A 23,388-nucleotide genomic window follows, 5' to 3' on the forward strand; every position below is an offset into this window, starting at 1 on the left:
TTTCAAACGCGATACAAACCCAATATAAACCCCATACTAACCCCATTCAAATCCAAATCAAACCCAATCTATAAGCCTATCATAGCCGCCTGGAAAGGGGTATGATAGGGTTCTTAATAGCCTGTGATTACTTAATGACTGGTTGTGGTCTAGATGCTCTTCCGTTAATCAGCTCGCAAGATCCTGCAAATCCTTACATCCTTCCTTTCAGATTAGATGTTAGACAGTAGATTTGAGACATTAGAACCCGATCCTGCCAATCCTTACACCCTTCCTTTCAGATTAGATGTTAGACAGTAGATTTGAGACATTAGACCCGATCCTGCCAATCCTTACATCCTTCCTTTCTTGGTTCAAGACACCCTTTCTAAACCAACGCTTCACACAAACCTTCCTTACTAAATATTTCTTCAGGCACAAAAAAAGCCTGCATTGCTGCAGGCTCTTAAATCAAAAGTCTAATATCTTACATCTAACATCTGACATCTAACTTCTAATATCTAATTTTACCCTTCCAATTCCATTATCTCTTCGGCTAGTTTTTCCCAATCGTTTTGGAATTGGTCGTATCTTGCTTTTTCGGAGTTGTAGTTTCTGGTTGTTTCCTGTAGTTTGACTGCGTCAGAATAGATTTCTTCTTTAGCGAGTTCGGCTTCCAGATTTTTGACAGCAATTTCCTGGTCGGCAATCTTTTGTTCCAAAGCTGCAAGCTCTTTGTTTTTCTTTTGCAAGGTTTTCTGCAGATCGTCGGTAAGTACCGGTTTTACCTTTTTAGGCTCTTCTTTGACCTTTTTAGGTTGTTTCTCTTCTGGTTTTACGACGCGTTTAGCATTCCATATCTCATACTCCTGATAGGTGCCTGGATATTCTTTGATTTTTTTGTCTTCGATATACCAAATCTTGTTGGCGACATTATCCAGGAAATAACGGTCGTGAGATACGACGATAAATGTTCCCTCGTATTGCTGTAAAGCTTGGATCAGGATATTTACCGATGCCATATCCAAGTGGTTGGTAGGCTCATCGAGTACAAGGAAGTTAGCATCTGCTGTCAATGCTTTTGCTAATGCTACTCTGGACTTCTCGCCCCCGGATAATACCTTGATTTTCTTAAATACATCGTCGCCCGTAAAAAGGAAGCATCCAAGAATAGAGCGAAGCTCTGTTTCCGTATGTTTAGGGGCGAAGGCAACGAGTTCCTGCAGTATAGAATTTTCGAGGTGTAAGGCCTCCAGTTGGTGCTGCGCGAAGAATGTTTGCGAAACATTATGACCTTTTGTGCTCGTACCGGTATACTCATTGTCGGCATCAGCGACAATACGCAATAAGGTCGATTTACCTTTACCGTTTGCTCCGATTAAAGCTATTTTATCACCCTTCTCGATCAATCCGTCTGTCTTTTCTAAAATCTGAAGATTAGGATACGATTTCGAGATCTGTTCGATCGTAACGACATGACGGCCCGAAGGTTTAGAAAACTTAAAGCTGAAGTTTACTTCCGGGTTATCATCATCGATATCATCAACCTTTTCCATACGGTCTAAGGCTTTGATTCTTGATTGCACCATCTTGGCCTTACTGGCTTTCGCACGGAAGCGTTCTATTAGCTTTTCTTCCTGCTTAATCTTCGCTTGTTGGTTCTTGAATTGATTACCCTGTATTTCCTCACGTAGGGACTTCTCTTCTAAATAGAAGGAGTAATTTCCAGCATATAATGTTAGCTTTCCTTTACGAGATTCAACCGTTTTATTGATGATTCTATCGAGGAAATAACGGTCGTGCGATACAATGACTATAGCACCTTCGAAGGCCTGCAGATAGTTTTCCAACCATTTGATAGAGGGTAAGTCTAAGTGGTTGGTAGGCTCATCGAGCAAGAGGATATCTGGTGTTTGCAATAAGATTCGCGCCAGCATCACACGCATACGCCATCCTCCGGAGAATGTCGCTAGTGGGCGCTGTTGTTCTTCTTCAGAAAAACCTAGACCGGCTAGGATTTCATGTGCACGGAATTCGATGCTGTAGCCGTCAAGGGCTTCAAATTCCATCTGCTTATCGCTTAGTTTATTTAGGATCTCGTCGGAGTAGTCGGTCTCTAATTTCTTAAGTAGAACTTCGATTTCACTATGCAATTGGTTTTGGCGTTCGAAAGCCTCCATAGCCACGTGCAGGATGCTTTTATCCGAGTGGTAGGATAGGAGGTCCTGATTTAAATAGCCAATCTTCAGGTCCTTTGCCATCGAAATGCTGCCGCCTGTAGGGCTATATTCTCCCACGATGATTTTTAGCAAAGTGGATTTTCCTGTACCGTTTGCACCGATCAATCCGACCTTATCTCCCGGCTTGATATGCCAGTTCGCCTCATCGTACAATGCGCGAGCGCCAATTTCAAAAGTTAAATTATTTATTGATATCATTTCGACGCAAAAGTAATGATTATTTCTGCTTCTTTGGCTACCTTTGCGGTATGTACAAATTAGTTAAACCACTATTTTTTCAGATGAACCCTGAGCAAGCACACCATAACGTGACTTCAGGACTGAAATTTTTCACTAAAATCTGGGGATCTGACGCGCTTTTAAAATCGTTATATACGGTTGAAGACCCGAGATTACAAACGACAGTTTTTGGTTTAACGTTCAAGAATCCGGTGGGATTGGCAGCGGGATTTGACAAGAATGCGGATTATATTGAGCAGATGTCAAAGCTGGGGTTTGGATTTATTGAAATTGGAACCGTAACGCCGAAACCGCAACCTGGAAATGATAAGCCGCGGATGTTTCGCTTACTGAATGATGAGGCGTTGATCAACCGTATGGGCTTTAACAATCAAGGCGCCGATGTGGCGGCAGGACGTTTAAAGCACCTCAAGGAGAAAAACGGAGTAATCATTGGAGGAAACATCGGTAAGAATAAAGTAACGCCGAATGAGGAGGCCGTGAATGATTATATCTATTGCTTCAATTCCTTGTTTGATTATGTTGATTATTTTGTGGTGAATGTAAGTTCGCCAAATACGCCGGGCTTACGCGATTTACAGGAGAAAGAGCCGTTGAAGAAAATTTTAAATACGCTTCAGGAGTTAAATCATACGAAAGCGAGTCCTAAACCGATCTTATTAAAGATTGCTCCAGACTTGACAGATTCGCAATTAGGTGATATTGTTGAGATTGTTCAGGACACGAAGATCGCGGGAGTAATCGCTACAAATACGACGATTTCTCGTGAAGGACTACATAGTGATCCTAACTTGGTGAAAGAAGCGGGAGGGGTATCCGGGAAACCCTTGACAAAACGCTCTACAGAAGTCATCAAGTATTTGTCGGATAAATCAAATAAAGCATTCCCGATTATAGGGGTCGGAGGGATTCATTCGGCAGCAGATGCTATAGAAAAATTGAATGCAGGTGCTAGCTTAATTCAAATATATACGGGCTTTATCTATGAAGGTCCGGGGCTAGTTGCTGAGATTTGTAAAGGAATATTAAAGGGGAAATAAAATTTCCCCTTTTTTTATGCTGATTAAAGCTCTTTTTTCAAGATATAATGGTCTTTTAACGGGCCGTCAATTGGCTTTCCATCCTGATCTAAAGAGAAAAGCTGATTCTCTCCAACTTTCAGTTTCATGTTGACTTCCTTGCCCATCAAATGTACCACACTGCCGTTATCATGCCACATGAATTTACCAGCGTCTTCAATCTTCGTGTTGCTTTCTTGATAGAGGCCAGTGTATTTAAACGTTAAGTCATTATTCAACACAACTGTTGTTTCGATTCCTGGACAGTCGGCACAAGGGATGACGCCTTTATATGTACCGGCCCAATCGACGGAGTTTTGTGAATTATGCGCATTATCTACGGTTTCAGTACTTGTGTTTTCTGACATTGCAGTCGTATCGGCTCCGGCACCTTGCTTATTTGCATTCGATTCACATGCAGCGAAGCTTAGTGCGCCAATACATAAGGATAGTGATAATAATTTCTTCATATCTTAACGATTTTGTTGATTAAAGTTAACCAAAAACCAGACCAATGGAAATATATTATTTATTTAGTTAATCGAAAGGCGTAAAAAAGTAAGCCTACTTGCTGGAAAAGTAGGCTTACAAAAAGATAATGAAGAACTTTAGTATTGGTCGATGAAATAGTTGAGTAGGTCAGTTGTCGTGACTATACCTACTAGTTCTTCGTTTTCAACGACTGGAATTGAATGAAAGGAATGCTTGGATAGTATTTCTGCAGCTTCTTTAACCGTGCTGCTCGGCAATATGCTTACGGGCGTTTTCGCCATAAGTTGCGTAACGGTATACGTATCGTATACTACGGATTCGATATCGTCTTCTTCAGTAACATCCACGTAGCTTATCTTTAACAAGTCGGAGTAACTAACTACGCCTACTAATTTCTTGTTTTCTACTACTGGTAAGTGACGAATATTATGTTTTTTGAATAGATTTTCAGCGTCGTAAAGGCTGTCTTTTTGTGTTAGAGTAATCAACTCTTTACTCATGATTTGCGATACTGGAACTCTCTGTTTCATAAACTTTTTTATTTGTCTATCGCTGCATTAGCGAATAGTCAAATATCTAATGAATATGCATGAAATACCACGACCTTCATTACATTTTAAAATGATTGTAGTCTTGTGATTTTAATAAACTATTTCTTACCTTAGTAGCTTGCCTTTATCGAATCCCAATAACCTTCCTCAAATCAGATAGCCCTGCTTATTGCGTAACAACGATCTATTTGTGCCTTGCTGCGTCATCTCGTAAAAAAATGATTAAGCGGGCCGTTTCCTTTGCCCAGGGAAATGCCTTTTGCCGCTAATATGCTTTGATGTACATAGTCCAACGCTTTCTTGCAGGCAATAGGCAAGGGGTCGCCTAGTGCGAGGTAAGATGCGATAGCCGAGGATAGGGTACATCCTGTTCCGCGCGTATTTTTGCTAGTGATCCTTTCGGACTCAAATATTTCGGGCTTTTTCCCTCTTATCTTTAATACGCTGCTTAGTTTTTCGCTATCCAAATGTCCGCCCTTAAGTAGCACGGCCGGCATCCCCATATTGATAAGCTTATCGATAGCCTGGTTCATTTCCTCGACATTGGACACTTTGCATCCGATCAACATACTTGCTTCATCAAGGTTAGGCGTGAAGAGGGTAGCCATCGGATAGAGAAGTTCGGTAGACAGCGTTATGGTTTCCTGATCGACGAGACTATGCCCGGAGGTAGAAACCATGACTGGATCAATAACAATGTTTCCATTATAATCTTCTAAGACGCGAGCGACAATTTCGACCTGTTTCGGATTTGGCAGCATTCCGATTTTGACGCTATCGGGATAGATGTCGTCGAAAATACAGTTCAGCTGGTCTTCCACTGCTTGATCAGGAATAGGATAGACGGAGCGAACGCCTAACGTGTTCTGTATAGGCAAGGCTGTAATTACATTCATCGCATAGCAGCCTAGCGCCGAGATTGTCTTGCTGTCGGCCTGTAAGCCAGCCCCACCGATACTATCAAATCCGGCTATGCTTAGAACTGTTTTTACGGTATCGTGATTTCCTTTGTCTATCATTTCTTATTGCGTATTCACAAAGATAGGGATGTTGGAGAATATGACGATAATACTTCGGTCTTTACAAATTGTTAATAGCTTGTTCATGCAATAAGTGATGTATTAGACTTCGGATAGCCTATCTTTCTATCCTGATAATAGGAGTAAATTGGAACTAAGTCGCGAGTATTTTAGTAATTTTATGAATAACCATTCTTTTGCATTCAAGACAGCTCATAAATGTCTTTGTTTTGCCATAGTAAGAAGAATATATTATCGCTGCCTCGCTGGATACTATTTTGGGGATATTAAAGTTAGCGCAAAGAACTGTTTGCTGGTAGATGGTAATCACCGTTATATTGCGTACCTTTTAGCAGGCGTAGAATTCGGAGTCACCGCATGGACCTGTTCAGATAGTGATATTCCATTATCATTTAGTGCGTTGAAAATAGACTATGATGATGATTGGGATAGCTATTCATATAACAGGTTATTTATTACAGATGGAACTTGGCTTGAAAGTTATAGACGAAATGCATTATGATTGTTTTGCTAGACATTGACGGAGTAATGGTTCATGCAAATCCGCAGAGACCCATTGAACTTGATACCGACGGTTTTTATAAGTTCAACGCCGTTGCAGTGCAAATTCTTCAGTCGACAATCTATTTTACAAAAGATCAAATCGTACTTTCTAGTTCCCATCGATTTAAGTATAGTGTTGCAGAATGGAGAAAGATATTCGTTCGACGTGGCTTAAATTTCAGGTTTTTAAGTATCCTAGATTTCTCGAGACGTCAAGCAAAGGTGCAAGATGCCGTTGATTTACATGATCGAATAAGCAGAAGGACTGAGATTTTCGAATGGATAACGGCAAACAAAGTTTCGGAACAAGATGTGATTATTATTGATGATGATAAATCTCTAAATGATTTGCCAAAAAAACTTAAGGAAAGATTAGTTTTAACCAATCCTTATGTTGGCTTAACCGACCAATCCACTCTAAATGCTGTTCTGAATAGAAAAGTGAAAAGAAGATTGTAGGGAACTCTTTTTTTCTCCTCCATTGTATTTAATATAACTTCTTAAATGATCAGTTTATGAATTCTCAATATAGTATCCCTATCTTTTTGTTTCTCTGCTTCGGATATCTGCTCCCAGGGTACTAAGGAAGGATGCAGTTTAAGGTCATCATTTCTAGTTGTCCCGAAATCCCATCCGTGAAGATAACGGTGCGCCATCCAGCGTTTATGCTCAATAATAGCAAGGTATTCGACTTGTTCAGGCGTAAATTGCAAGTCCTTAGGATTCGTAGCATTCAAGGGTTTTCCCGTTAGCAAAAGTTTAAAGGGTATATGGTCGGCCTGTGTTCTATTTGCATCTTTTGCATCCTCAGAAAGCGTATGCCAATCGGAGGTGTATCGACTGCTCTCCGACGCTTCACCGGAGGTAAGTTTCTGATAGTCGTCGTGTATTGCCTGCGCTATTTTGTCTTGTTTCTCACCGGTGATAAACTCTATGCTACAGCTTTCCTCGATGCCACCAAAGAAGTGAATCCTCTGGTTCTCGTTGCTGCCTTCCATCAATGCTCTTAATCCTCTGCCTTCAGCGTTGAGCGTATAAATAGCAAAGTCAGATTGCCTGCTTTTTTGTAGCAGTTCTAACGCGTTATTTAAGTTTATTTCATCATGATCGAAAGCATTGATCACGATTGCGCGCTTATTTAATTCCACTAAGTTTTGTTCATCTAGAATAGCTGTGAAAGATCCTTCGAACTCATGGAAGCTAATTTTTCCAATTTTATGGGCCATGGGATATCTTTCCTGAAACTGGGTCTGTGCTCTGTTGGCAGCTTCCGTATATATGGCGATGATCGGTTCCTTATTCGGGTGTAGATGCATAATCCGAAGCGCCTGCAACAGTATAGCTTTCGCAAAATCTCCAAAACCAATGAAAACGATTTTCTCCAGATCTTTAGAGTCTGCGGCTTCCAAATCTTGGACAAGCTTCGTAAAGAACTGCCGAGCGACCATCTTATGGATGTTAAAGAAATGCAGGTCTACACTGTTATTCGCGAATTGTAGATCTGCGTTTTTCACTAAGTCGATTAGTCGGGGATTTTTTAAGTGCACATAACAGCGGAGGGCATTATCGCTATTGCATTTCTTGTAGATTTGCTGCACCGATTCTACAATTTCAATAACCGTTTGTTCATTATCTAAAAATACGACAAGGTCTGAAGCCCGTTTGATACCGGCTTCCAATAGAGTGTTTTCGTCCTCCGCATTACCGATGATGACTTTATGGCCCTGTTTTTTTACAGCAGAAATATTGGCATGTTCCGTTTCCTTCTCTATTGCAATTCCTTGCTGATTTTTATCCTCTTTAAGACTTTGGAGTAGCTGACGCCCCTTTTTTGAGATACCGATGCTAATGAGGTGGTTTTGTTTGAAAGAAGCCATCAGGAGCGTGTATTGCTCGCTAAAAATCTTTTGTATAATCTTAAAAGCACCAAATAGGAGGATGAAGATGGTGAATATTTTTGCGACTATCAATTCCCAAGGAGTGTTTGCTTCTTCCAATGAAGTTGCAGAAGGATCGCTTCCGAATACGATCTTGATAATTCGGTAGATTCGATCGGGGAGATATCGGAAGGTATTGCTTTCAGGGTAGAGCTTGGAGAGCCCTATCCAGGAGAGTATGATCAATGCTACGATAAATATGATTCCAAATATTCCTTTTTGCCTTCTGTTGAGCTTCATGCGTGTTATTGTTTAAGTTTCTGTGCTGCCGTCTGCAGTATCTGTTGTACCTCTTTTTTCAAATTCTCGTTCCTAATCTTTGGGAGCTGAATCGTGGTCAGTTCATACATTCGTTGCCCGATGTATTTGGTCTCAGGTTTCGCGCCGAAATAGTCTGCGAGGATGGCTCGCGATAGGGGATGCTGTGCATAATTAACAGCAAGGAACTGCAGGTCAGCATCAGTTTTTATCGGATAATGCTTCTTGATGATTTCAACGATTCCTTCTTTCGAGTTTGGTGAAAGGGTTCTGACGTCTGGGTCCTGAAAATACCAGGTGTTGTATGTCTTTTTGTTATCATTAAATGCTAATATAGCGCCCGTTTCTTCGTCGTATTTCTTTCCATAGAACTTCTCTAAATCCTCAGCAAGCTGATCTTTGGAAGTCTCCACATTTCCCGGGATCTCCCATATGCTTATTGCTTTGCCTTCCATCAGGCCTTCGACCGTAAGTATCTTTTTCTCGCCTGGAAGGATATGGATGTAATCAAATTTCTTGTTGATGAAAGGCATGGTCAATACATTGCCATTTGATGCATCCACAAGCTTCGCTACATAACCAAAGCCCTCGGCATCGTCCTGTACAAAGATCTTAGAATCATCCTCCGAGAATTGAAAGAACTTGGAGTACTTGCTGATAATGATATTTTGCCCGAAGGACTTTTTAGTGTCCAGACTCCACAGACGCATATGGTTGGCATCCTCCGAAACAGCGACTACATTGCCTTTGTTGTTGAAGACCAAGAAAGGAAACTCGATGGTCGGGATCTCGAACATCGTCTTATAATCCTTGGTATTCAAGACGCTCGCTTTCCCATCGTTTCGCACAACGACAAGTGCTGTACCTTGCTTATTGAAGGTGCCACTATTCAAAGTACCTTTCTCTTCTTTAAGGACTTTCTTCGTCTTCACATCGATAATCTTCCAGGAGTTCTTATCTACTGCTAAGATTGTTTTCAGGTCGGGACTTGCGGTGAATCCGCCAAGGGGACCTTTCGTTTCATAGCTGATGAGTTGTTTTCCTGTTCGCAGATCCCAAATGCCGAAACCGTTATTTCCGGTTCTGGCTAACACTTGCGTTTGTTCCGCATTGAAAACATAGGTTTTAACCTGACTATTAAAGGCTTTGCCAATTTCTTTTCCTGTATTGGCATCAAAGGCATGTGTCAACCCGTTTTTATCCTTAGCGATAAAGATATTGGAGACAGGAAGAAAATGGATGAAGTTAATTTGATCCTTGATAGAGAAATATCCTTTTTTCGTTTCGCCGGTCTGCGTATTTAATAAGTCGATGCTGTTACTGTTTCTATTCAAAACATATAGATCGTTTTCATTTTTACCTGGAATTCCCGCTAGGAAAATATCGTCTGCATAATATTGAGCTAGTTTTAATGGGGTGTTCCTTATATTCTTAATGAAACTCAGCGGATTAGCATTTACAATTTCCTGTGTCCAATCCGGCGAATGGTAATCCATATCATTTGGATCTTGCGCCAATATCTTGGTTAAATTAGTGCTGAAGAACAAGTTTTTGGAAAGCTTGGTATATTTAATCCTTTCTCCATTTTCATTAAACAGATCCAAAATATCGTCGTTTCCAGCACTAATTGTCCCGTTCTTATTAATGCCTACGAAAGAATAAGGAAGTCCGGGAGGTTTTATTTCAAATTGCTTCTTTTGTTCGTAATCGACATAGTGAAGTCCTTGCTGGTTTGCAAATGCAATCTGCTTGCCCGACTCACTGAACATGGGTCGCTTGATACTGGATTCCAATATTTTTGTAAACACAGGCTTAGGCTCAGCGCGATGAAGGTCGAATACACGTAGCTCGGTCATATCATCTTTTAGCATCGTAACGACTAATGTTTGGTCGGACTGATCAAAATAGGCGTCATTGGGATTAACGGTGGGTATAGACATTAAAGCTTTTTCCTCCTTCTTAGCTACATCAAATAAGACCAGTTGATTCGATTGCTGAAAGACGAGATACTTCCCGGAGGGCGCAACGGCACGAATAATCAGGAAAACACTATCCGGATTCTCTCTGATAACTTCGACTTTGTCGTCTGCGATATTATATCTGATAATTTTATACTCGTCGAAAGCGGTATAGACTCGGTTTTTATTGTCGAAATGTGGTCTGGAAGCTTGGCGTGTGCTAATATCCGCCCGCTGTTTTACCATCTTTCTGTCTATCGCATTCCACACCTGGAGCACGCTATTATTCGCGCCTACATTGGCGAACGTCGCTATCCATTGGCCGTCTGGTGAATAGCTGGCATTTGAAGACATACTGTTTTGCATGACAGTGAGATCATCTTGTATGGCAAGCATGGAGTGCGCAAATAGCTTAGCACTCTCGTCGCCGCGGCGTGTTGCTTCCGTGATGTATGCAGCGCCGTCTCCATATTCGCTTTCCGTCAGTTTGTTGATGCCGGACGCATAGAGCGAACGAGCAAGATTTCGAAGTGCTGCATTCTTCTGATTCCACGCAACTATACCGGCGATTATAGCCAGAATGCCTAAAGCCGATATAGCGATTGCAATTCGCTGTATATTTTTATTCTTCTTTTTGATCTTCTCCAGTTGATAGGCTTGGTCGCGTTTGGTCAGCTCGCCGAGCGGAACACCTAGGATGCCTGCGATAATTTTCAGGAGGGCGAGGTCTAGGCGCTTCTTATATTCGTCTACCGCAACCTTAATTTCATGCGTAGATTTCCCTTCTTGCTGCAGCTGATGTCGGTAGGCTTCAGCGGAGGTATAGCCTTCTTTATCCGTATGAGGTATCCGGACATCTGCAGCGAGTACTTCTTCCGGCTGATCCTTTTGAATATTGCCATCCGCATCCACATTATAGCGTAGTTCGTCTGGGAAACATTGATTATCTGTTTCCTTGCCGCTATATTCTGGTTCTCCGGAAAGTATTAATGCAATAATCTGCTTGGACTTTCCAGTCTTTTTAAAATAGCGAATTTCGTCCCGCACATAGCTTGACTTTGCAGAGCGTGGAGAACTTAAGTAAATTAGGAATTCCGAGCGATCGAGCGCTTCGGTTAAGGAGCTGTTGAGGTTTGAGCTTGCAGATAGTTCTTTTTCATCTTGAAAGACAGGGTAGATTTGCCTCGGGATTTCTTGTCCCTGTGCATTCTTCTTCCCGATAAGGTCGTCGGGGATTTCGTAAGTCTCCAAAGCATGGTGTAACCAATCTGCCCATTTTCTCCCTTCTCCTTGGTTATTTCCATGACTATAGCTGATGAACGCTTTATATCGTTTTGGCGCATCTTTCCCTCCTTGTTCCATAATAGGTTATCTAGTAGTTGATTGACGGTCTCTTTTCGATAACATGCAGTACAAAAACCAAACCTTTTTTCTTTACTGTATTTTTTTTATCACAAAATAGGTGAGAACAATAGATTTTTCTACCTTTAGACACCTTTTTAAAACTTACGATATAACAGTTGCATAAAAGTAAAATATCGTAAAAATATGACTTACAAAAACAATAAGATGTTCTGGGCGCTCGCAATAGCGATGTGCATCGCGCAGGCATCAAAAGCGAAGGCTATGCAAACCGCTTCAGCATCTGTTATAAGTGCTACGGATAGCCTCTCTATTTTATCTGCGGAGCAGATAAATCCTACAACAATTGATCTTCTTTTATCCAATCAAAAGCGTATTAGCTTTGATTTCTATGGAGATAATATCTTTCGTGTATTTTTTGATCCTAATGGGGGAATCATTCGCGACCCGCAAGCGAAGCCAGAGGCAAAGATACTTGTCGATAATCCTAGAAAGGCAGTCAAGGGATTAAAGCTCTCGAATGCTAATGATAAGGTCCTAATTGAATCCGAAAGAATTCGTATTGAAATATCAAAAGGTAACACGCTGTTCCAAATCACTGATTTGAAATCAGGAAAGACGGTGCTTCAGAGTTTATCAGCTATTCAATTTGGAGATAAGAAGAGCAGTATCAATCTGAAAGAGCAGGAGGATGAGTATTTCTTCGGAGGAGGTGTTCAGAATGGTCGATTTACACATAAGGGAAAGGCCATCTTAATTGAGAACACCAATTCATGGACAGACGGTGGTGTGGCTTCGCCTACGCCTTTCTACTGGTCCAATAAAGGATATGCTGTTATGTTCTACACCTTTAAGAAGGGGCGATATGATTTCGGAGCGAAAGAAAAAGGTACCGTGATGTTATCCCATGACTCCGACTACTTCGATGCCTTCTTTATGGTCGACCCGGATGCTGTATCGCTTCTTAATGACTTCTATCAACTTACGGGAAATCCAGTGCTGTTACCGAAGTTCGGTTTCTATCAGGGGCATCTTAATGCCTACAACCGTGATTACTGGAAAGAAGATGAAAAAGGAATTCTCTTTGAAGATGGGAAGCGATATAAGGAAAGCCAAAAGGACAAGACGGGTATCCGAGAGTCATTGAATGGAGAATTAAATAATTACCAGTTTTCAGCAAGAGCGGTAATCGACCGCTATAAGAATCATGATATGCCATTAGGTTGGTTATTGCCAAATGATGGTTATGGCGCTGGTTATGGTCAGACCAAAACTTTAGATGGCAATATTGCGAATTTAAAAAGCTTGGGCGACTATGCTCGTGAAAAGGGTGTAGAGATTGGTCTTTGGACTCAATCTGACTTACGTCCGAAAGACAGTATCGACGCCTTATTGCAGCGTGATATCGTCAAAGAAGTGCGCGACGCTGGCGTGAGAGTGCTCAAGACGGATGTGGCATGGGTAGGTGCGGGCTATTCCTTCGGACTTAATGGCGTATCAGACGTGGGACATATTATGCCGTATTATGGGAAGGATGCACGTCCATTCATTATCTCATTAGATGGTTGGGCAGGGACGCAACGCTATGCGGGTATTTGGTCAGGAGATCAAACCGGTGGAGTATGGGAGTACATTCGCTTTCATATTCCTACATATATTGGTTCTGGTCTTTCAGGACAGCCCAATATCAGTTCTGATGTGGATGGTATCTTTGGAGGGCAAAACAAGATTGTCAATACCCGCGATTTCCAATGGAAGACTTTCTCGCCAATGCAATTGAACATGGATGGCTGGGGCAGCAATGAGAAGTATCCACATGCATTAGGCGAGCCAATCACTTCTATTAATCGTCATTATTTAAAGTGGAAGTCGCAGTTGATGCCTTATACCTACAGTATAGCGAAGGAGGCTGTATCCGGAATGCCAATGATACGGGCGATGTTCTTGGACGAGCCTAACGCTTATACCTTAAGTACCGCAACACAGTATCAATACCTATATGGGCCTTCTATTTTGGTTGCTCCAATCTATCAGGCAACAAAAGCAGATACGTTAGGAAACGACATCCGCAATCATATTTATTTACCTGAAGGGCAGTGGGTAGACTATTTTACAGGCGAGGAATACGCGGGAAATCAGGTAATCAACAATTTTAAAGCGCCACTTTGGAAACTGCCGGTTTTCATCAAACGCGGCGCTATCATACCGGTTGTCCAAGCCAATAACAATGTTTCAGAAATAGACAAAGGCCTTCGTATCATTGAGTTTTATCCTCATACATCGACTAGCTTCAAGCTTTACGATGATGATGGCACAACGGAAGCTTACCGCAGTGGAAAGTCGGTAGAGACCATGATCAAGTCCGCCACTTCGAAGAATGGAGAGGTGCTGTTAGAGATTGAAAAAACAACAGGTGGATTTGACGGCTTTCAGAAAAATCAAGCTACCGAACTTCGCGTAAACCTGACTCAAAAGCCTAAGAAATTGGTGTTGAAGATCAATGGTCGCAAGTATAAGCTGCAAGAAGTGGATAGTCAGAAGAAATTAGAATCCATGGATTACGGCTATTATTATGATGCTCGTCCGAATTTAAATCAGTTTGCTACTCCAGGCTCTGACTTCGCTAAGGTTGAGATCATAAAGAACCCACAATTAATTGTGAAAGTGAAGTCTTTAGACATTACAGAAAATGCGCTTGCTTTGGCTATTTCAGGATATCGCTATGAAACCGAGAACAGTTATTTAAAGCAAAGCGGAGCACTATCTGTTCCTGCGAATGCGCAAGTGAAAGATATCAATGCGAAAGCTTATACCCTAAGTCCGACATGGAATGCAGTTCCAAATGCAGATTACTACGAGATTGATTTCCAAAACATACATTATGGCCTGATCCAAGATACGACCCTACTGTTCGAAGGATTGAAAGCGGAAACTGATTATCAGTTTAAGATTCGTGCCGCAAATAAGGACGGTTTTTCCGATTGGGCGACCTTCGCAGCGAAGACAAAGGCTAATCCGCTATTGTATGGAATCCCGGGAATCGAAGGGACTACAACTGTTCCTAACCAAGCTGGTGAGGAAATAGCGAAGTTATTTGATTACGATGAAGGAAATATGTGGCATACGCAATGGGGAAAAGAGGCTGTGCCATTTGACATAGTTATGGATTTAAAATCCTTCAATCAATTGGATAAGTTTCAGTACCTACCGCGCTCCGGTCGTGGAAATGGCGTATTGCTGAAAGGTAAAGTCGCATATAGTTCTGATCAATCGCATTGGGAAGAGGCAGGAGATTTTGCATGGGCATACGACGATGAGGTAAAGACTTTCGTCTTTGATAAGCAACCTAACGCCCGTTTTATCAAGATTTCCGTGTCTGAAGCGGTTGGTGATTTCGGATCAGGGCGTGAACTCTATGTTTTCAAAGTTCCCGGAACAGAAAGCTACATCCCTGGCGATATCAACAATGACCGACTCATCAATAGAAATGATTATACCTCTTACATCAATTATACCGGACTGCGACAAGGAGACGCAGATTTTGAAGGTTATGTAAGCAATGGCGATGTCAATAAGAATGGCTTAATCGACGCTTATGATATCGCTGTAGTTGCTACACAATTAGATGGCAAAGTAAAACCGGAAAAAGAAGAGAATCTGAAGGGCAGCATTAAATTATCTACAGCAAAAACACGTTACGCTGCGGATGAGGTTGTATCCATTAAAGTAGAAGGGGTAGACCTAAATGGGGTTAATGCATTAAGCTTTGCATTGCCCTATAGTACACAGGATTATGAATATCTAGGGATTGATAATCTAGCCTTGAAGCAAATGGATAACTTAACCAACGACAGGCTTCATACCAATGGACTGAAGGCATTATACCCAACCTTTGTAAATGTGGGGAATAAGGAAACCGCCAAAGGAAGCAATGAATTGTTTGTTATCAAGCTGAAGGCAAAACGCAATGTTACATTTAACCTAAAAGCGATTGACGGAATACTAGTTGATAAAAACTTGAAATCGAAAGGCTTTTAACATAAGAGGATAGAAACAATAGAAAAGGCTGCCCGAAAAGGCAGCCTTTCTTTTTTGATATCTAGAATTCCCTAATCAAACCCTCCCTCAAGCACACTGCTGGATGATGTTAGAAAGAGTAACCAAAGCTAACGTATGGCCAATAAGGGATAAAATCTTTCTTTGTAATCACTGGTGCAAATCCCGCTCTAAATAGAAAGCCACCATCTAAGGGTTGTTTCCTATAACCAAACACCAAGTTTCCCATAACGGTCGTATTACTTTCCGAATCGATGAACAGGATTTCACCATCTTCTTCTTCTCCGGAAATCAATGTCGCACCTGCACCTAATTCGAAATAATGTCCATTCTTACCCAACAAATAGTTCAAACCTACAGGAAGGGTAAAGAGCTTGTCGCCATCTATTGCATAGTAACTTACACCAACACGAGCACCAAGCCCATCAGGTCTGTTCTGAAAGCGGGTATCGTAATTGAATGAATAGGTTAATCCGGTACCTAATATTTCAAAGAACACACCTTGTTTTCTTTTACTCTCCTCCTGATCTTGCCGGAAAGTTAAATATCCTGACTTATCGTTTTTCGTGGAAGACATGCTTTCCGCATTACTGTACATCAAAGTTGATTGTGCGCAAACGCCGCTTACGCATAAGGCGACGGTTAAAAAGGTTAGTAGATTTTTCTTCATATTTTCGTTATTGGTATAATAGTTTTTTCTAAGAAACGTAATGTTTTATGTAAACGCAACAAGTGAATTAGAAAATCTTTAAGCACTTAAAGAAAGACAGGCCCTAAAGCCTGCCTTTTCGACGAAAATAAAACTGGAAATAAATATCTTTTAATCTTTACGGTGTGCGTAATAGAAGATTATCGGAATAATGGAGAAGGAGAGGATCAAGCAAATAATAAGCCCGCCAACAATCATAATTGCCAATGGCTTCTGTATTTCCGATCCCATACCTGTCGATAAAGCAGCAGGCAATAGTCCAAAAGAACCCATCAAAGCAATCATTACGACTGGTCGAATTCTACTTTTAACACCCTGAATTATGGCCTCTTTTAGAGGGATACGATGCGCTACATTGTCTCGGATCACACCGATCAATACAATCCCGTCGATCGTGGCCACACCAAATAGAATAATAAAGCCTATACCTGCTGAGATGCCAAATACAGTCCCTGTCGCCCATAAGGAAAGGAAGCCGCCTATAAAGGCGAAAGCCAAAGTAATCGAACAGATTGCCGTATCCTTAATATTTCCAAAATTAAAATACAGCAACATCAATATCAGTACTAAGGATATTGGGACAACAAGTGCTAGCTGCTTGCTAGCGCGCTCCTTACTCTCAAATTCACCTGCCCATTCCATGTGTTTGCCTTTTGGCAATTTAATCTCCTTTGCAACGAGTTGCTTAGCCTCCGCAATGGTGCTCCCTAAATCGCGCCCCTCAATACTGAAACCAACCCCGATATAGCGACTATTTCCTTCGCGATAAATAAAGGCAGGACCTGTAATATAGCCTACGCTAGCAATTTCTTGCAGGGGAATATGTTGTCCATTGCTGCTAGGTATCATGATATTGCCTATTTTCTCGGGGCTGTTTCTGTATTCTTCTTGAAAACGGAGGACTACATCGAACTGACGATCGCCTTCGTAAAATCTTGTTGCTGCCTGTCCACCGATAGTCATCTCTATGACGGCCTGCACATCTGCTGTATTGATCCCATATTTTGCCATCTTATGATCGTGAAGCTGTATCCTTAGCTCCGGGAGACCGATGTTCTTATATACGTTGATATCTGTAATGCCGCTTACCTTCTGTATCGTGCCGGCCAATTGGTTTGCATAGCGCTCAAGCTCGTACAGGTCGTCTCCGAATATTTTAATCACCAAGGCACTCTTTACGCCGGCAACATATTCTTCAACATTATCTTGTATGGGCTGACTGAAGCCAAAGTTTATTCCTGGATAGTGATGCAGCTTCGTCCTGATCTCTTGTACGATATCTTCCTTGCTCATTTTCCTTTTCCATTCCGATGGATCTTTCAGCTGCACTAGAAATTCGATATTAAAGAATCCCGTAGGGTCTGTACCATCATTAGGCCGCCCAGTCTGCGTCAGGATGAAATCAATCTCCTCCGTACCTTTCTGCATGAGTTTCTTCATCTCCACGGTCAACTCCGTCGACTTCTCTAGATTCACGCTGTTCGGTAGGGTCGCACGGATGTAAATCGCGCCCTCATTGAGCTTTGGAAGGAACTCCGATCCATATTGGGAAAACAAGGCAATACAGATCGAGAGTATTCCGATAAAAATACCGATGCTGACTTTTTTGTACTTGAACGAGACTTCATAAAGTCCAAATATTGCTCGTTGAAAGAACTTGGTTATCCAGTTTTCACGTTCGTTCATTTCCTTTGTGAACAGTAGCTTGCACATCGCCGGAACATAGGTCAAACTGAGAATCAGTGAGCCTAATAGCGCGTAGCCTAAGGTAAAGGCGAGTGGGGTAAACATTTTACCCTCCACCTTTTGGAAGGAAAAGATCGGCAATAGCGCAACAATAAGAATGAGCAACGCAAAGAATATATAGGAAGCAACACTTCCCGTGCTCTTCTTTATGATGCCCATCTTGCTCATTTTCGCAAATCGCTCTGCGCCGACCTTATGCGACATTGTTGCCAAGGCGACAAATACCGTTTCAACAATCACCAACGTCCCTTCCAATAGCAGTCCAAAATCCAAGGAACCCATCGATATTAAATTAGCAGGCAATCCTTGAATCTTTAACATGATGATGGCAAACAGGAAGGATAGGGGGATCACGGACGCAACAATCAATGTTGACTTCCAATTATATAAAAAGATAAAAACAATCAGAGACACCAATAGAACGCCCTCTATCAGGTTTTTCGAAACTGTTTTGACTGTATTGTCAACAAGCGTTGTCCGATCGATGACAGGCTCTATCTGCACATTTTCAGGCAATATCCGCGTATTAAGCTCTTCGATCTTTATCTTTAAATCTTCAACGACTGAAGAGGGATTCTCGCCACGCAACATTACGACAATGCCCTCGATCAAATCGTTGTTATCATTATAGCCTACCTGGCCCAGCTTCGGTTTGTTTGATACCACAACCTCCGCGACATGTTTGACCAGAATAGGAGTGGTTCCATTTAATTGTATCGTTATATTTCCAATATCATCGATGCGGTCTAACAAGCCTACACCGCGAACAACATAGGCCTGATCGCCCTGTTGAATCATATCCCCGCCGACATTGATATTCGACTTCGATACCGCCTCATACACATCCAAGGGAGAGAGCTTGTAGTTCCTCAATTCCGTAGGATTAATCTTGATTTCATAAATCTTCTCTGCACCACCAAAGCTGATCACGTCGGCAACTCCCGAAACCGACAGCAGTTCCCGCTCGATAACCCAATCTTGAATGGCTGATATCTCAAGCGTCGGCAGATCCGATTTAATAACATAACGGAAGATCTCCCCGGTGGCTCCCGATGGAGGTTCTATACTCGCATCGGCTCCCTCTGGAAGATTGACCGCCGCCATCTTATTAGAAACATATTGCTGAGCAAAGAAATCATCAACGCCATCTTCAAATTGAACCGTAACGACCGAAAGGCCGAATAGAGAAATCGATCGAATGTTAGACTTCTTCGGAATGTTATTCATCAACTTGGAAACCGGAAGGGTGACCATCTTCTCCACTTCCTCCGCACTACGTCCCGGCCACTGCGTGATAATCCGAGCGCGCGTATTGGTCACATCCGGGAAAGCTTCAACTGCTGTATGTTTCAATGCATACAGTCCGCTGAACAATAGCAGGAAAGTCGCAAAGAGGATAAACGTACTGTTTCTCAGCGAAAAAGTAACTAGGGCCTGTACAAACTTCTTCATCGCATTAAGGAATTAACTGTTCGAAGAATAAAAGCGGATTTCTACTGATGATTTGCTGTCCATTAGCAAATTCTTCCTGCACATAAGTATAATCCTCATTGCTCGCAATGCCCTTAATCTCTTTTACCTGTAGGTCGCAATCAGAGTTGTAGAGAACAACGTATTCTTTGTTGTTATGGAATATCTTAGCTTTATTAGGTATCGCGAAAGCCTCGCCAGTATTCGTGCGCTTATTGACGATGATATCTGCACTGAGGCCGGGGAGGAGCTTAAGATCCTCATTTGACAAAACTACCCGCGCCTTCAACACATGTTCATCATCATCAAAGACATTGTATATCTTATCGATTCTTCCGCTATAGATTCGGTCTGGGTAAGCAAGCGTACGGATCTGAACCTCATCATTCAAATGGATGTAAGGCAGGTTGGTCGCATGAATGTTGATCAAAATCCAAACTTGCTTCAGGTTTGATATGGCAAACAATGGCAAATCATTATCCTCTGAACTAATGGATTGACCGGCACTAATATTCTTTTTGACGATCATACCATTTTTTGGTGCTACCAGCTGAAAGGTACCCTTGCTAGTCGCTTTGAACAACTGCAGTGCAGCATTTATTTTGTCGACTTCTATCTTCGCTGCCGCCAGTTCATATTCGCTTGTCAATAGTTCGGGCTTCGCGATTAAACCGTCTTTCAGCAATTCCTTTTTAATGCCGATTTGCTTTTCTATTAGCGCAATTTGGCTTTCCTGATAACGACGGTCTTGAAGAAGTTGCTGAATGTCAGAAGATCTTACAGTAGCCAATAATTGTCCTTTCTTCACTTCGTCGCCCAGTTCGAAGTTTACTTGTTCGACAATCCCTTGTATTAAACTTTTAAAGGAGACTAAGTCGTTTTCATTGTATTCAACTTTGCCACTAATGGTCAATTGCTCCTGAATGGGACGCTGACGTATCGTGTCTAAGCCAATCAAATTCTTTGATTCCTCCGAGATGCAATAGGCAGTGTCCTTCTCATTGGGGGCTTTTGTTTCTATACGGTCAATATTCTGACAGGCAGATTGTATTAAAAGCAAACAGGGAATAATTAACGATAATGTTTTAGTTTTCATAGATAGGGGTTTCTGGGCCAATAAGCAGTTTTAAATCTTCTAGCTGATGCTGATAGGTTTCTGTGAGCTCAATGAAGGCATGTCTGGCATCCTTAAACGACTCGATATAATCGATAAACTGAATTAAGGATACCTGACCTGACATCATATTTCGCTGATAGGTCTCTAAGAATGCTGATTGATCTTCTTGCAGGTTTTCCGACCAGAGTAGGAGGGTTTTCCGCGTTTCTGATAGCTGATTGTACAACTTTACAAGCTCTGCTTGAAGTTCAAAGTCAATTTGTTTGGCGTAAGCTTCCCGCTGCGTCAGTTCAATCCTGGCAGCCTTCATGTTGTGTTTATTTCTGTCGAAGAGTGGAATGTCGAAGGATAGACCAACACCAACGAAATTCCGCATGATGTTACCACCACGGTCGTTGTTGACTATCAATTGCAGGTTTGGAATCCTATTCGCATGTTCAAGACTCCAGTTCGCACGCGCTAACGCTATATTGTTTTCGGTTCGGAGCAACTGAATATTATTTTTCAGCTGCTGATCTATACTTGGAAAATAAATATTTTCATCGATGCGCTCCAATCCTTCCTGAAGATTTAAGGATCCAAGGGTAAGCTGTGGTATTTGGGTCAATACCGCAATCTGATGTACGATATCCAGTTGTTGATTATGTAAGGTTAAACTTTCGCGCTGTAGACTTAACAACGCGGCTTGAATTCTTAAATAATCAGCTTTTGAAACCAGCTGTTCAGCAGTATGCTTTTTATACTTCTCGGCTTGACTTTGATATAAGGCCTGGATTTGCTTGTTGACTTCTTCTTGCTGATATAGAGCTCGGGCAGAGTAAAATGCCTTGTAGAGCTGAGATTTAAGTTGAAATAATAATTCCAGGTACGCATATTCTGCATCTTTCTTTTCAAATTCTTTAATCTGTATGCGGGATTTACGTTTGCCGGCGGTTTCGATCAATTGCTGTAGTTCGATAGCATACTGTTGTCGAATACCTTCTTCAACTGTTGGATTTGTCCAAAGGTTAACTTCGCTCAACTCCAAGTTTGGATTGTTCCAAACCTTAGCCTGCATCTTGTACGCCTCGGCCTTACTGATATTAAACTTCTCGATAAAGAGACTTTGATTATTCAAAAGAAAGCTCTTCTCTAAGTCTACCAGAGTCAACTTCTGCGCAAATGAGAAGCCTGAGCAAAAGAGAATGAAAATACCGGAAAGAAATGCTTTTTGCCACATACTTTTATTTTTCACAAAAGTATAGTCAGCAAATTAGCAGCGCTTTTAAGTTAGATTAGAATTCGATTAGAATTCGGAAATTTCAAAATGACCACAGTTCCATAGGGTTTATTCTCCTCGAGCGACATTTCAATTTTATGTATACTGAAAATAATATGTGCCATCGATAAACCTATACCTTTCCCTTGATAATCTTTGCTGTTCTGACCACGGTAGAAGTTTAACTTGATCTTCTCCATATCTTCCTTTAATATTCCGATACCCTCGTCTTTGATACTTAGCGCCAATTGCTCGTTATCCTCAAACAATTCTATCTGTATAGGTCGGTTGTTGGAGTATTTGATGGCATTGCCGACTAAATTATTTAGGGCCAGCTCCAATAATTTACTATCCGCCTGAATCTCCATCAGGTCTACATCCTGAACGTTGATCTGTACATTGATCTTTGCCTCGTGATAAAGGATAGCATGCTCGACTACTTCCCAAACAATTTCATCCAGCCGTGTGGATATGAAGTCAAAGCTTTTCTTAGCACCCGAAAGTATCATCATCTGATCCAGTGCCTCATTTAAATCAAGACTATACTGTTTTAAATTATGAAGGACAGTACGATATTCCTCGGGCGAGCGATCCTTTGTTTCGGTTACTTCAAGAGTCCCTAATATAGCGGTTATAGGCGTCCTAAGCTCGTGGGAAACATAATCAATAAAGTTTTTTTGTATCTGAAAGTTTTGAGCGAGCCGATCGATAAAGCGATTATAGGTCGCAATCAGATCGTGGATCTCGGCATAGGATCGTTCTTCCTTTAGCGGCTCGTAAAAGCTGTCCCTATCTCTGGTTTTTATTTGATCGACGATGCGGTTGACCGGGTCATAGGCAATATTACCGAGGTATCTCGAAAATAGGTAGATCAAAACCAATCCAAGTAAAGAAACGATAATCAGTATCTTTAATAAGGAAAACATTTGTTCATTAAAAGCAGACTTCGACTCTCGCGTAATAACAACGAATTCGCCCTGATTATCGAGGTAATGCAAACCATGGTAAAAGAAATCTTTGTTTGAAAATCCCGCTGATGTTGCGTTTCTAACACGCTGTATAAAAGTTGTTGTAATATTCGAGTCGCTAAGCATATCACCTGTAAACCGCTGATTTTTGCTGTCAAATACCGCGATATTTCTTCGAGATATAGTTTTCAGGAGTTGATTCTTTGTTTTCTCATGCTCCGATTCAGTGACCTCATCTTGTTCGAGGTAGTATATGGCTGCAAGGACAGATTTGTTTGCTAGGTTCTGTCGCTCTTTGTTCTCCATCTGTTTATAGTAGGAGACAAAGATAATCCCCGATGCAATCAATATAATTACACTGAAGATGACGATGGAATACAATGAAAGTCTGTGTTTCAGTTTCACC

At 41.6% G+C, this 23,388-nt stretch carries 14 protein-coding genes; 3 read left to right on the forward strand and 11 right to left on the reverse strand.

The features are described from left to right. Positions 1-506: 506 nt before the first annotated feature. Positions 507-2,417, reverse strand: coding sequence for an ABC-F family ATP-binding cassette domain-containing protein (locus QYC40_RS06045; RefSeq protein ID WP_301992986.1), 1,911 nt, complete (start codon positions 2,415-2,417; stop codon positions 507-509). 50 nt (positions 2,418-2,467) lie between these two features. On the opposite strand from QYC40_RS06045, the gene QYC40_RS06050 reads away from it, so the two are divergent. Continuing rightward, positions 2,468-3,499 (forward strand): quinone-dependent dihydroorotate dehydrogenase, encoded by a 1,032-nt coding sequence (locus tag QYC40_RS06050; protein WP_301992987.1) that lies wholly within the window; start codon positions 2,468-2,470, stop codon positions 3,497-3,499. A gap of 23 nt (positions 3,500-3,522) precedes the next feature. On the opposite strand, the gene QYC40_RS06055 is transcribed toward QYC40_RS06050, so the two are convergent. The 3 genes from QYC40_RS06055 to thiD all read right to left on the reverse strand — a co-directional run bounded on the left by QYC40_RS06055 (position 3,523) and on the right by thiD (position 5,579). Beyond that, positions 3,523-3,987 carry a copper resistance protein NlpE gene (locus tag QYC40_RS06055; protein WP_301992989.1) on the reverse strand — a complete coding sequence of 155 codons (465 nt, stop codon included), beginning with the start codon at positions 3,985-3,987 and terminating at the stop codon, positions 3,523-3,525. Between the two features lie 138 nt (positions 3,988-4,125). After that, positions 4,126-4,539 (reverse strand): CBS domain-containing protein, encoded by a 414-nt coding sequence (locus QYC40_RS06060; protein WP_301992990.1) that lies wholly within the window; start codon positions 4,537-4,539, stop codon positions 4,126-4,128. Between the two features lie 224 nt (positions 4,540-4,763). Then, positions 4,764-5,579: a bifunctional hydroxymethylpyrimidine kinase/phosphomethylpyrimidine kinase gene (thiD, locus tag QYC40_RS06065; RefSeq protein WP_301992991.1), complete on the reverse strand. Its 816-nt coding sequence runs from the start codon at positions 5,577-5,579 to the stop codon at positions 4,764-4,766. 519 nt (positions 5,580-6,098) lie between these two features. On the opposite strand from thiD, the gene QYC40_RS06070 reads away from it, so the two are divergent. Beyond that, on the forward strand, positions 6,099-6,602 hold the full coding sequence (locus QYC40_RS06070; protein ID WP_301992992.1) for an HAD domain-containing protein: 504 nt from the start codon (positions 6,099-6,101) through the stop codon (positions 6,600-6,602). 41 nt (positions 6,603-6,643) lie between these two features. Here QYC40_RS06070 and QYC40_RS06075 read toward each other — a convergent pair whose 3' ends face one another. Both QYC40_RS06075 and QYC40_RS06080 read right to left on the reverse strand, forming a co-directional pair. After that, entirely contained in the window at positions 6,644-8,320 is a 1,677-nt protein-coding gene (locus tag QYC40_RS06075) for an NAD-binding protein (RefSeq protein ID WP_301992993.1), read from the reverse strand. Between the two features lie 5 nt (positions 8,321-8,325). Beyond that, positions 8,326-11,658, reverse strand: a complete 3,333-nt coding sequence (locus tag QYC40_RS06080; RefSeq protein WP_301992994.1) for a toll/interleukin-1 receptor domain-containing protein — start codon at positions 11,656-11,658, stop codon at positions 8,326-8,328. Between the two features lie 186 nt (positions 11,659-11,844). On the opposite strand from QYC40_RS06080, the gene QYC40_RS06085 reads away from it, so the two are divergent. Continuing rightward, positions 11,845-15,696 carry a TIM-barrel domain-containing protein gene (locus tag QYC40_RS06085; protein WP_301992996.1) on the forward strand — a complete coding sequence of 1,284 codons (3,852 nt, stop codon included), beginning with the start codon at positions 11,845-11,847 and terminating at the stop codon, positions 15,694-15,696. 109 nt (positions 15,697-15,805) lie between these two features. Here the strand turns inward: QYC40_RS06085 and QYC40_RS06090 are convergent, their stop codons facing one another. From QYC40_RS06090 to QYC40_RS06110, 5 genes are all read right to left on the reverse strand, one after another. Further along, complete coding sequence (locus tag QYC40_RS06090) at positions 15,806-16,384, reverse strand: hypothetical protein (protein ID WP_301992997.1); 579 nt, start codon at positions 16,382-16,384, stop codon at positions 15,806-15,808. Positions 16,385-16,534: 150 nt separating this feature from the next. Then, a complete protein-coding gene (locus QYC40_RS06095) occupies positions 16,535-19,621 on the reverse strand; it encodes an efflux RND transporter permease subunit (protein WP_301992998.1) in 3,087 nt (1,028 codons plus the stop codon). Between the two features lie 4 nt (positions 19,622-19,625). Then, the gene (locus QYC40_RS06100) at positions 19,626-20,735 is read right to left on the reverse strand and encodes an efflux RND transporter periplasmic adaptor subunit (RefSeq protein ID WP_301992999.1); all 1,110 of its coding nucleotides are present in this window, start codon (positions 20,733-20,735) and stop codon (positions 19,626-19,628) included. After that, the gene (locus tag QYC40_RS06105) at positions 20,725-21,975 is read right to left on the reverse strand and encodes a TolC family protein (protein WP_301993000.1); all 1,251 of its coding nucleotides are present in this window, start codon (positions 21,973-21,975) and stop codon (positions 20,725-20,727) included. The genes QYC40_RS06100 and QYC40_RS06105 overlap by 11 nt, the downstream gene beginning before the upstream one ends. 50 nt (positions 21,976-22,025) lie before the next feature. Further along, on the reverse strand, positions 22,026-23,387 hold the full coding sequence (locus QYC40_RS06110) for a HAMP domain-containing sensor histidine kinase (RefSeq protein WP_301993002.1): 1,362 nt from the start codon (positions 23,385-23,387) through the stop codon (positions 22,026-22,028). Between the last annotated feature and the right edge of the window lies 1 nt (position 23,388).

It is taken from the genome of Sphingobacterium sp. BN32 (assembly GCF_030503615.1).
Classification (GTDB): Bacteria; Bacteroidota; Bacteroidia; order Sphingobacteriales; family Sphingobacteriaceae; genus Sphingobacterium.

Excerpts from the sequence above, each read along its gene's own strand:
- QYC40_RS06095 (WP_301992998.1), bottom strand. The coding sequence starts at position 19,621 with ATGAAGAAGTTTGTACAGGCCCTAGTTACTTTTTCGCTGAGAAACAGT.
- QYC40_RS06050 (WP_301992987.1), top strand. The coding sequence starts at position 2,468 with ATGTACAAATTAGTTAAACCACTATTTTTTCAGATGAACCCTGAGCAA.
- QYC40_RS06090 (WP_301992997.1), bottom strand. The coding sequence starts at position 16,384 with ATGAAGAAAAATCTACTAACCTTTTTAACCGTCGCCTTATGCGTAAGC.
- QYC40_RS06100 (WP_301992999.1), bottom strand. The coding sequence starts at position 20,735 with ATGAAAACTAAAACATTATCGTTAATTATTCCCTGTTTGCTTTTAATA.
- QYC40_RS06075 (WP_301992993.1), bottom strand. The coding sequence starts at position 8,320 with ATGAAGCTCAACAGAAGGCAAAAAGGAATATTTGGAATCATATTTATC.
- QYC40_RS06045 (WP_301992986.1), bottom strand. The coding sequence starts at position 2,417 with ATGATATCAATAAATAATTTAACTTTTGAAATTGGCGCTCGCGCATTG.
- QYC40_RS06070 (WP_301992992.1), top strand. The coding sequence starts at position 6,099 with ATGATTGTTTTGCTAGACATTGACGGAGTAATGGTTCATGCAAATCCG.
- QYC40_RS06105 (WP_301993000.1), bottom strand. The coding sequence starts at position 21,975 with ATGTGGCAAAAAGCATTTCTTTCCGGTATTTTCATTCTCTTTTGCTCA.
- QYC40_RS06060 (WP_301992990.1), bottom strand. The coding sequence starts at position 4,539 with ATGAAACAGAGAGTTCCAGTATCGCAAATCATGAGTAAAGAGTTGATT.
- QYC40_RS06080 (WP_301992994.1), bottom strand. The coding sequence starts at position 11,658 with ATGGAACAAGGAGGGAAAGATGCGCCAAAACGATATAAAGCGTTCATC.
- thiD (WP_301992991.1), bottom strand. The coding sequence starts at position 5,579 with ATGATAGACAAAGGAAATCACGATACCGTAAAAACAGTTCTAAGCATA.
- QYC40_RS06055 (WP_301992989.1), bottom strand. The coding sequence starts at position 3,987 with ATGAAGAAATTATTATCACTATCCTTATGTATTGGCGCACTAAGCTTC.
- QYC40_RS06085 (WP_301992996.1), top strand. The coding sequence starts at position 11,845 with ATGACTTACAAAAACAATAAGATGTTCTGGGCGCTCGCAATAGCGATG.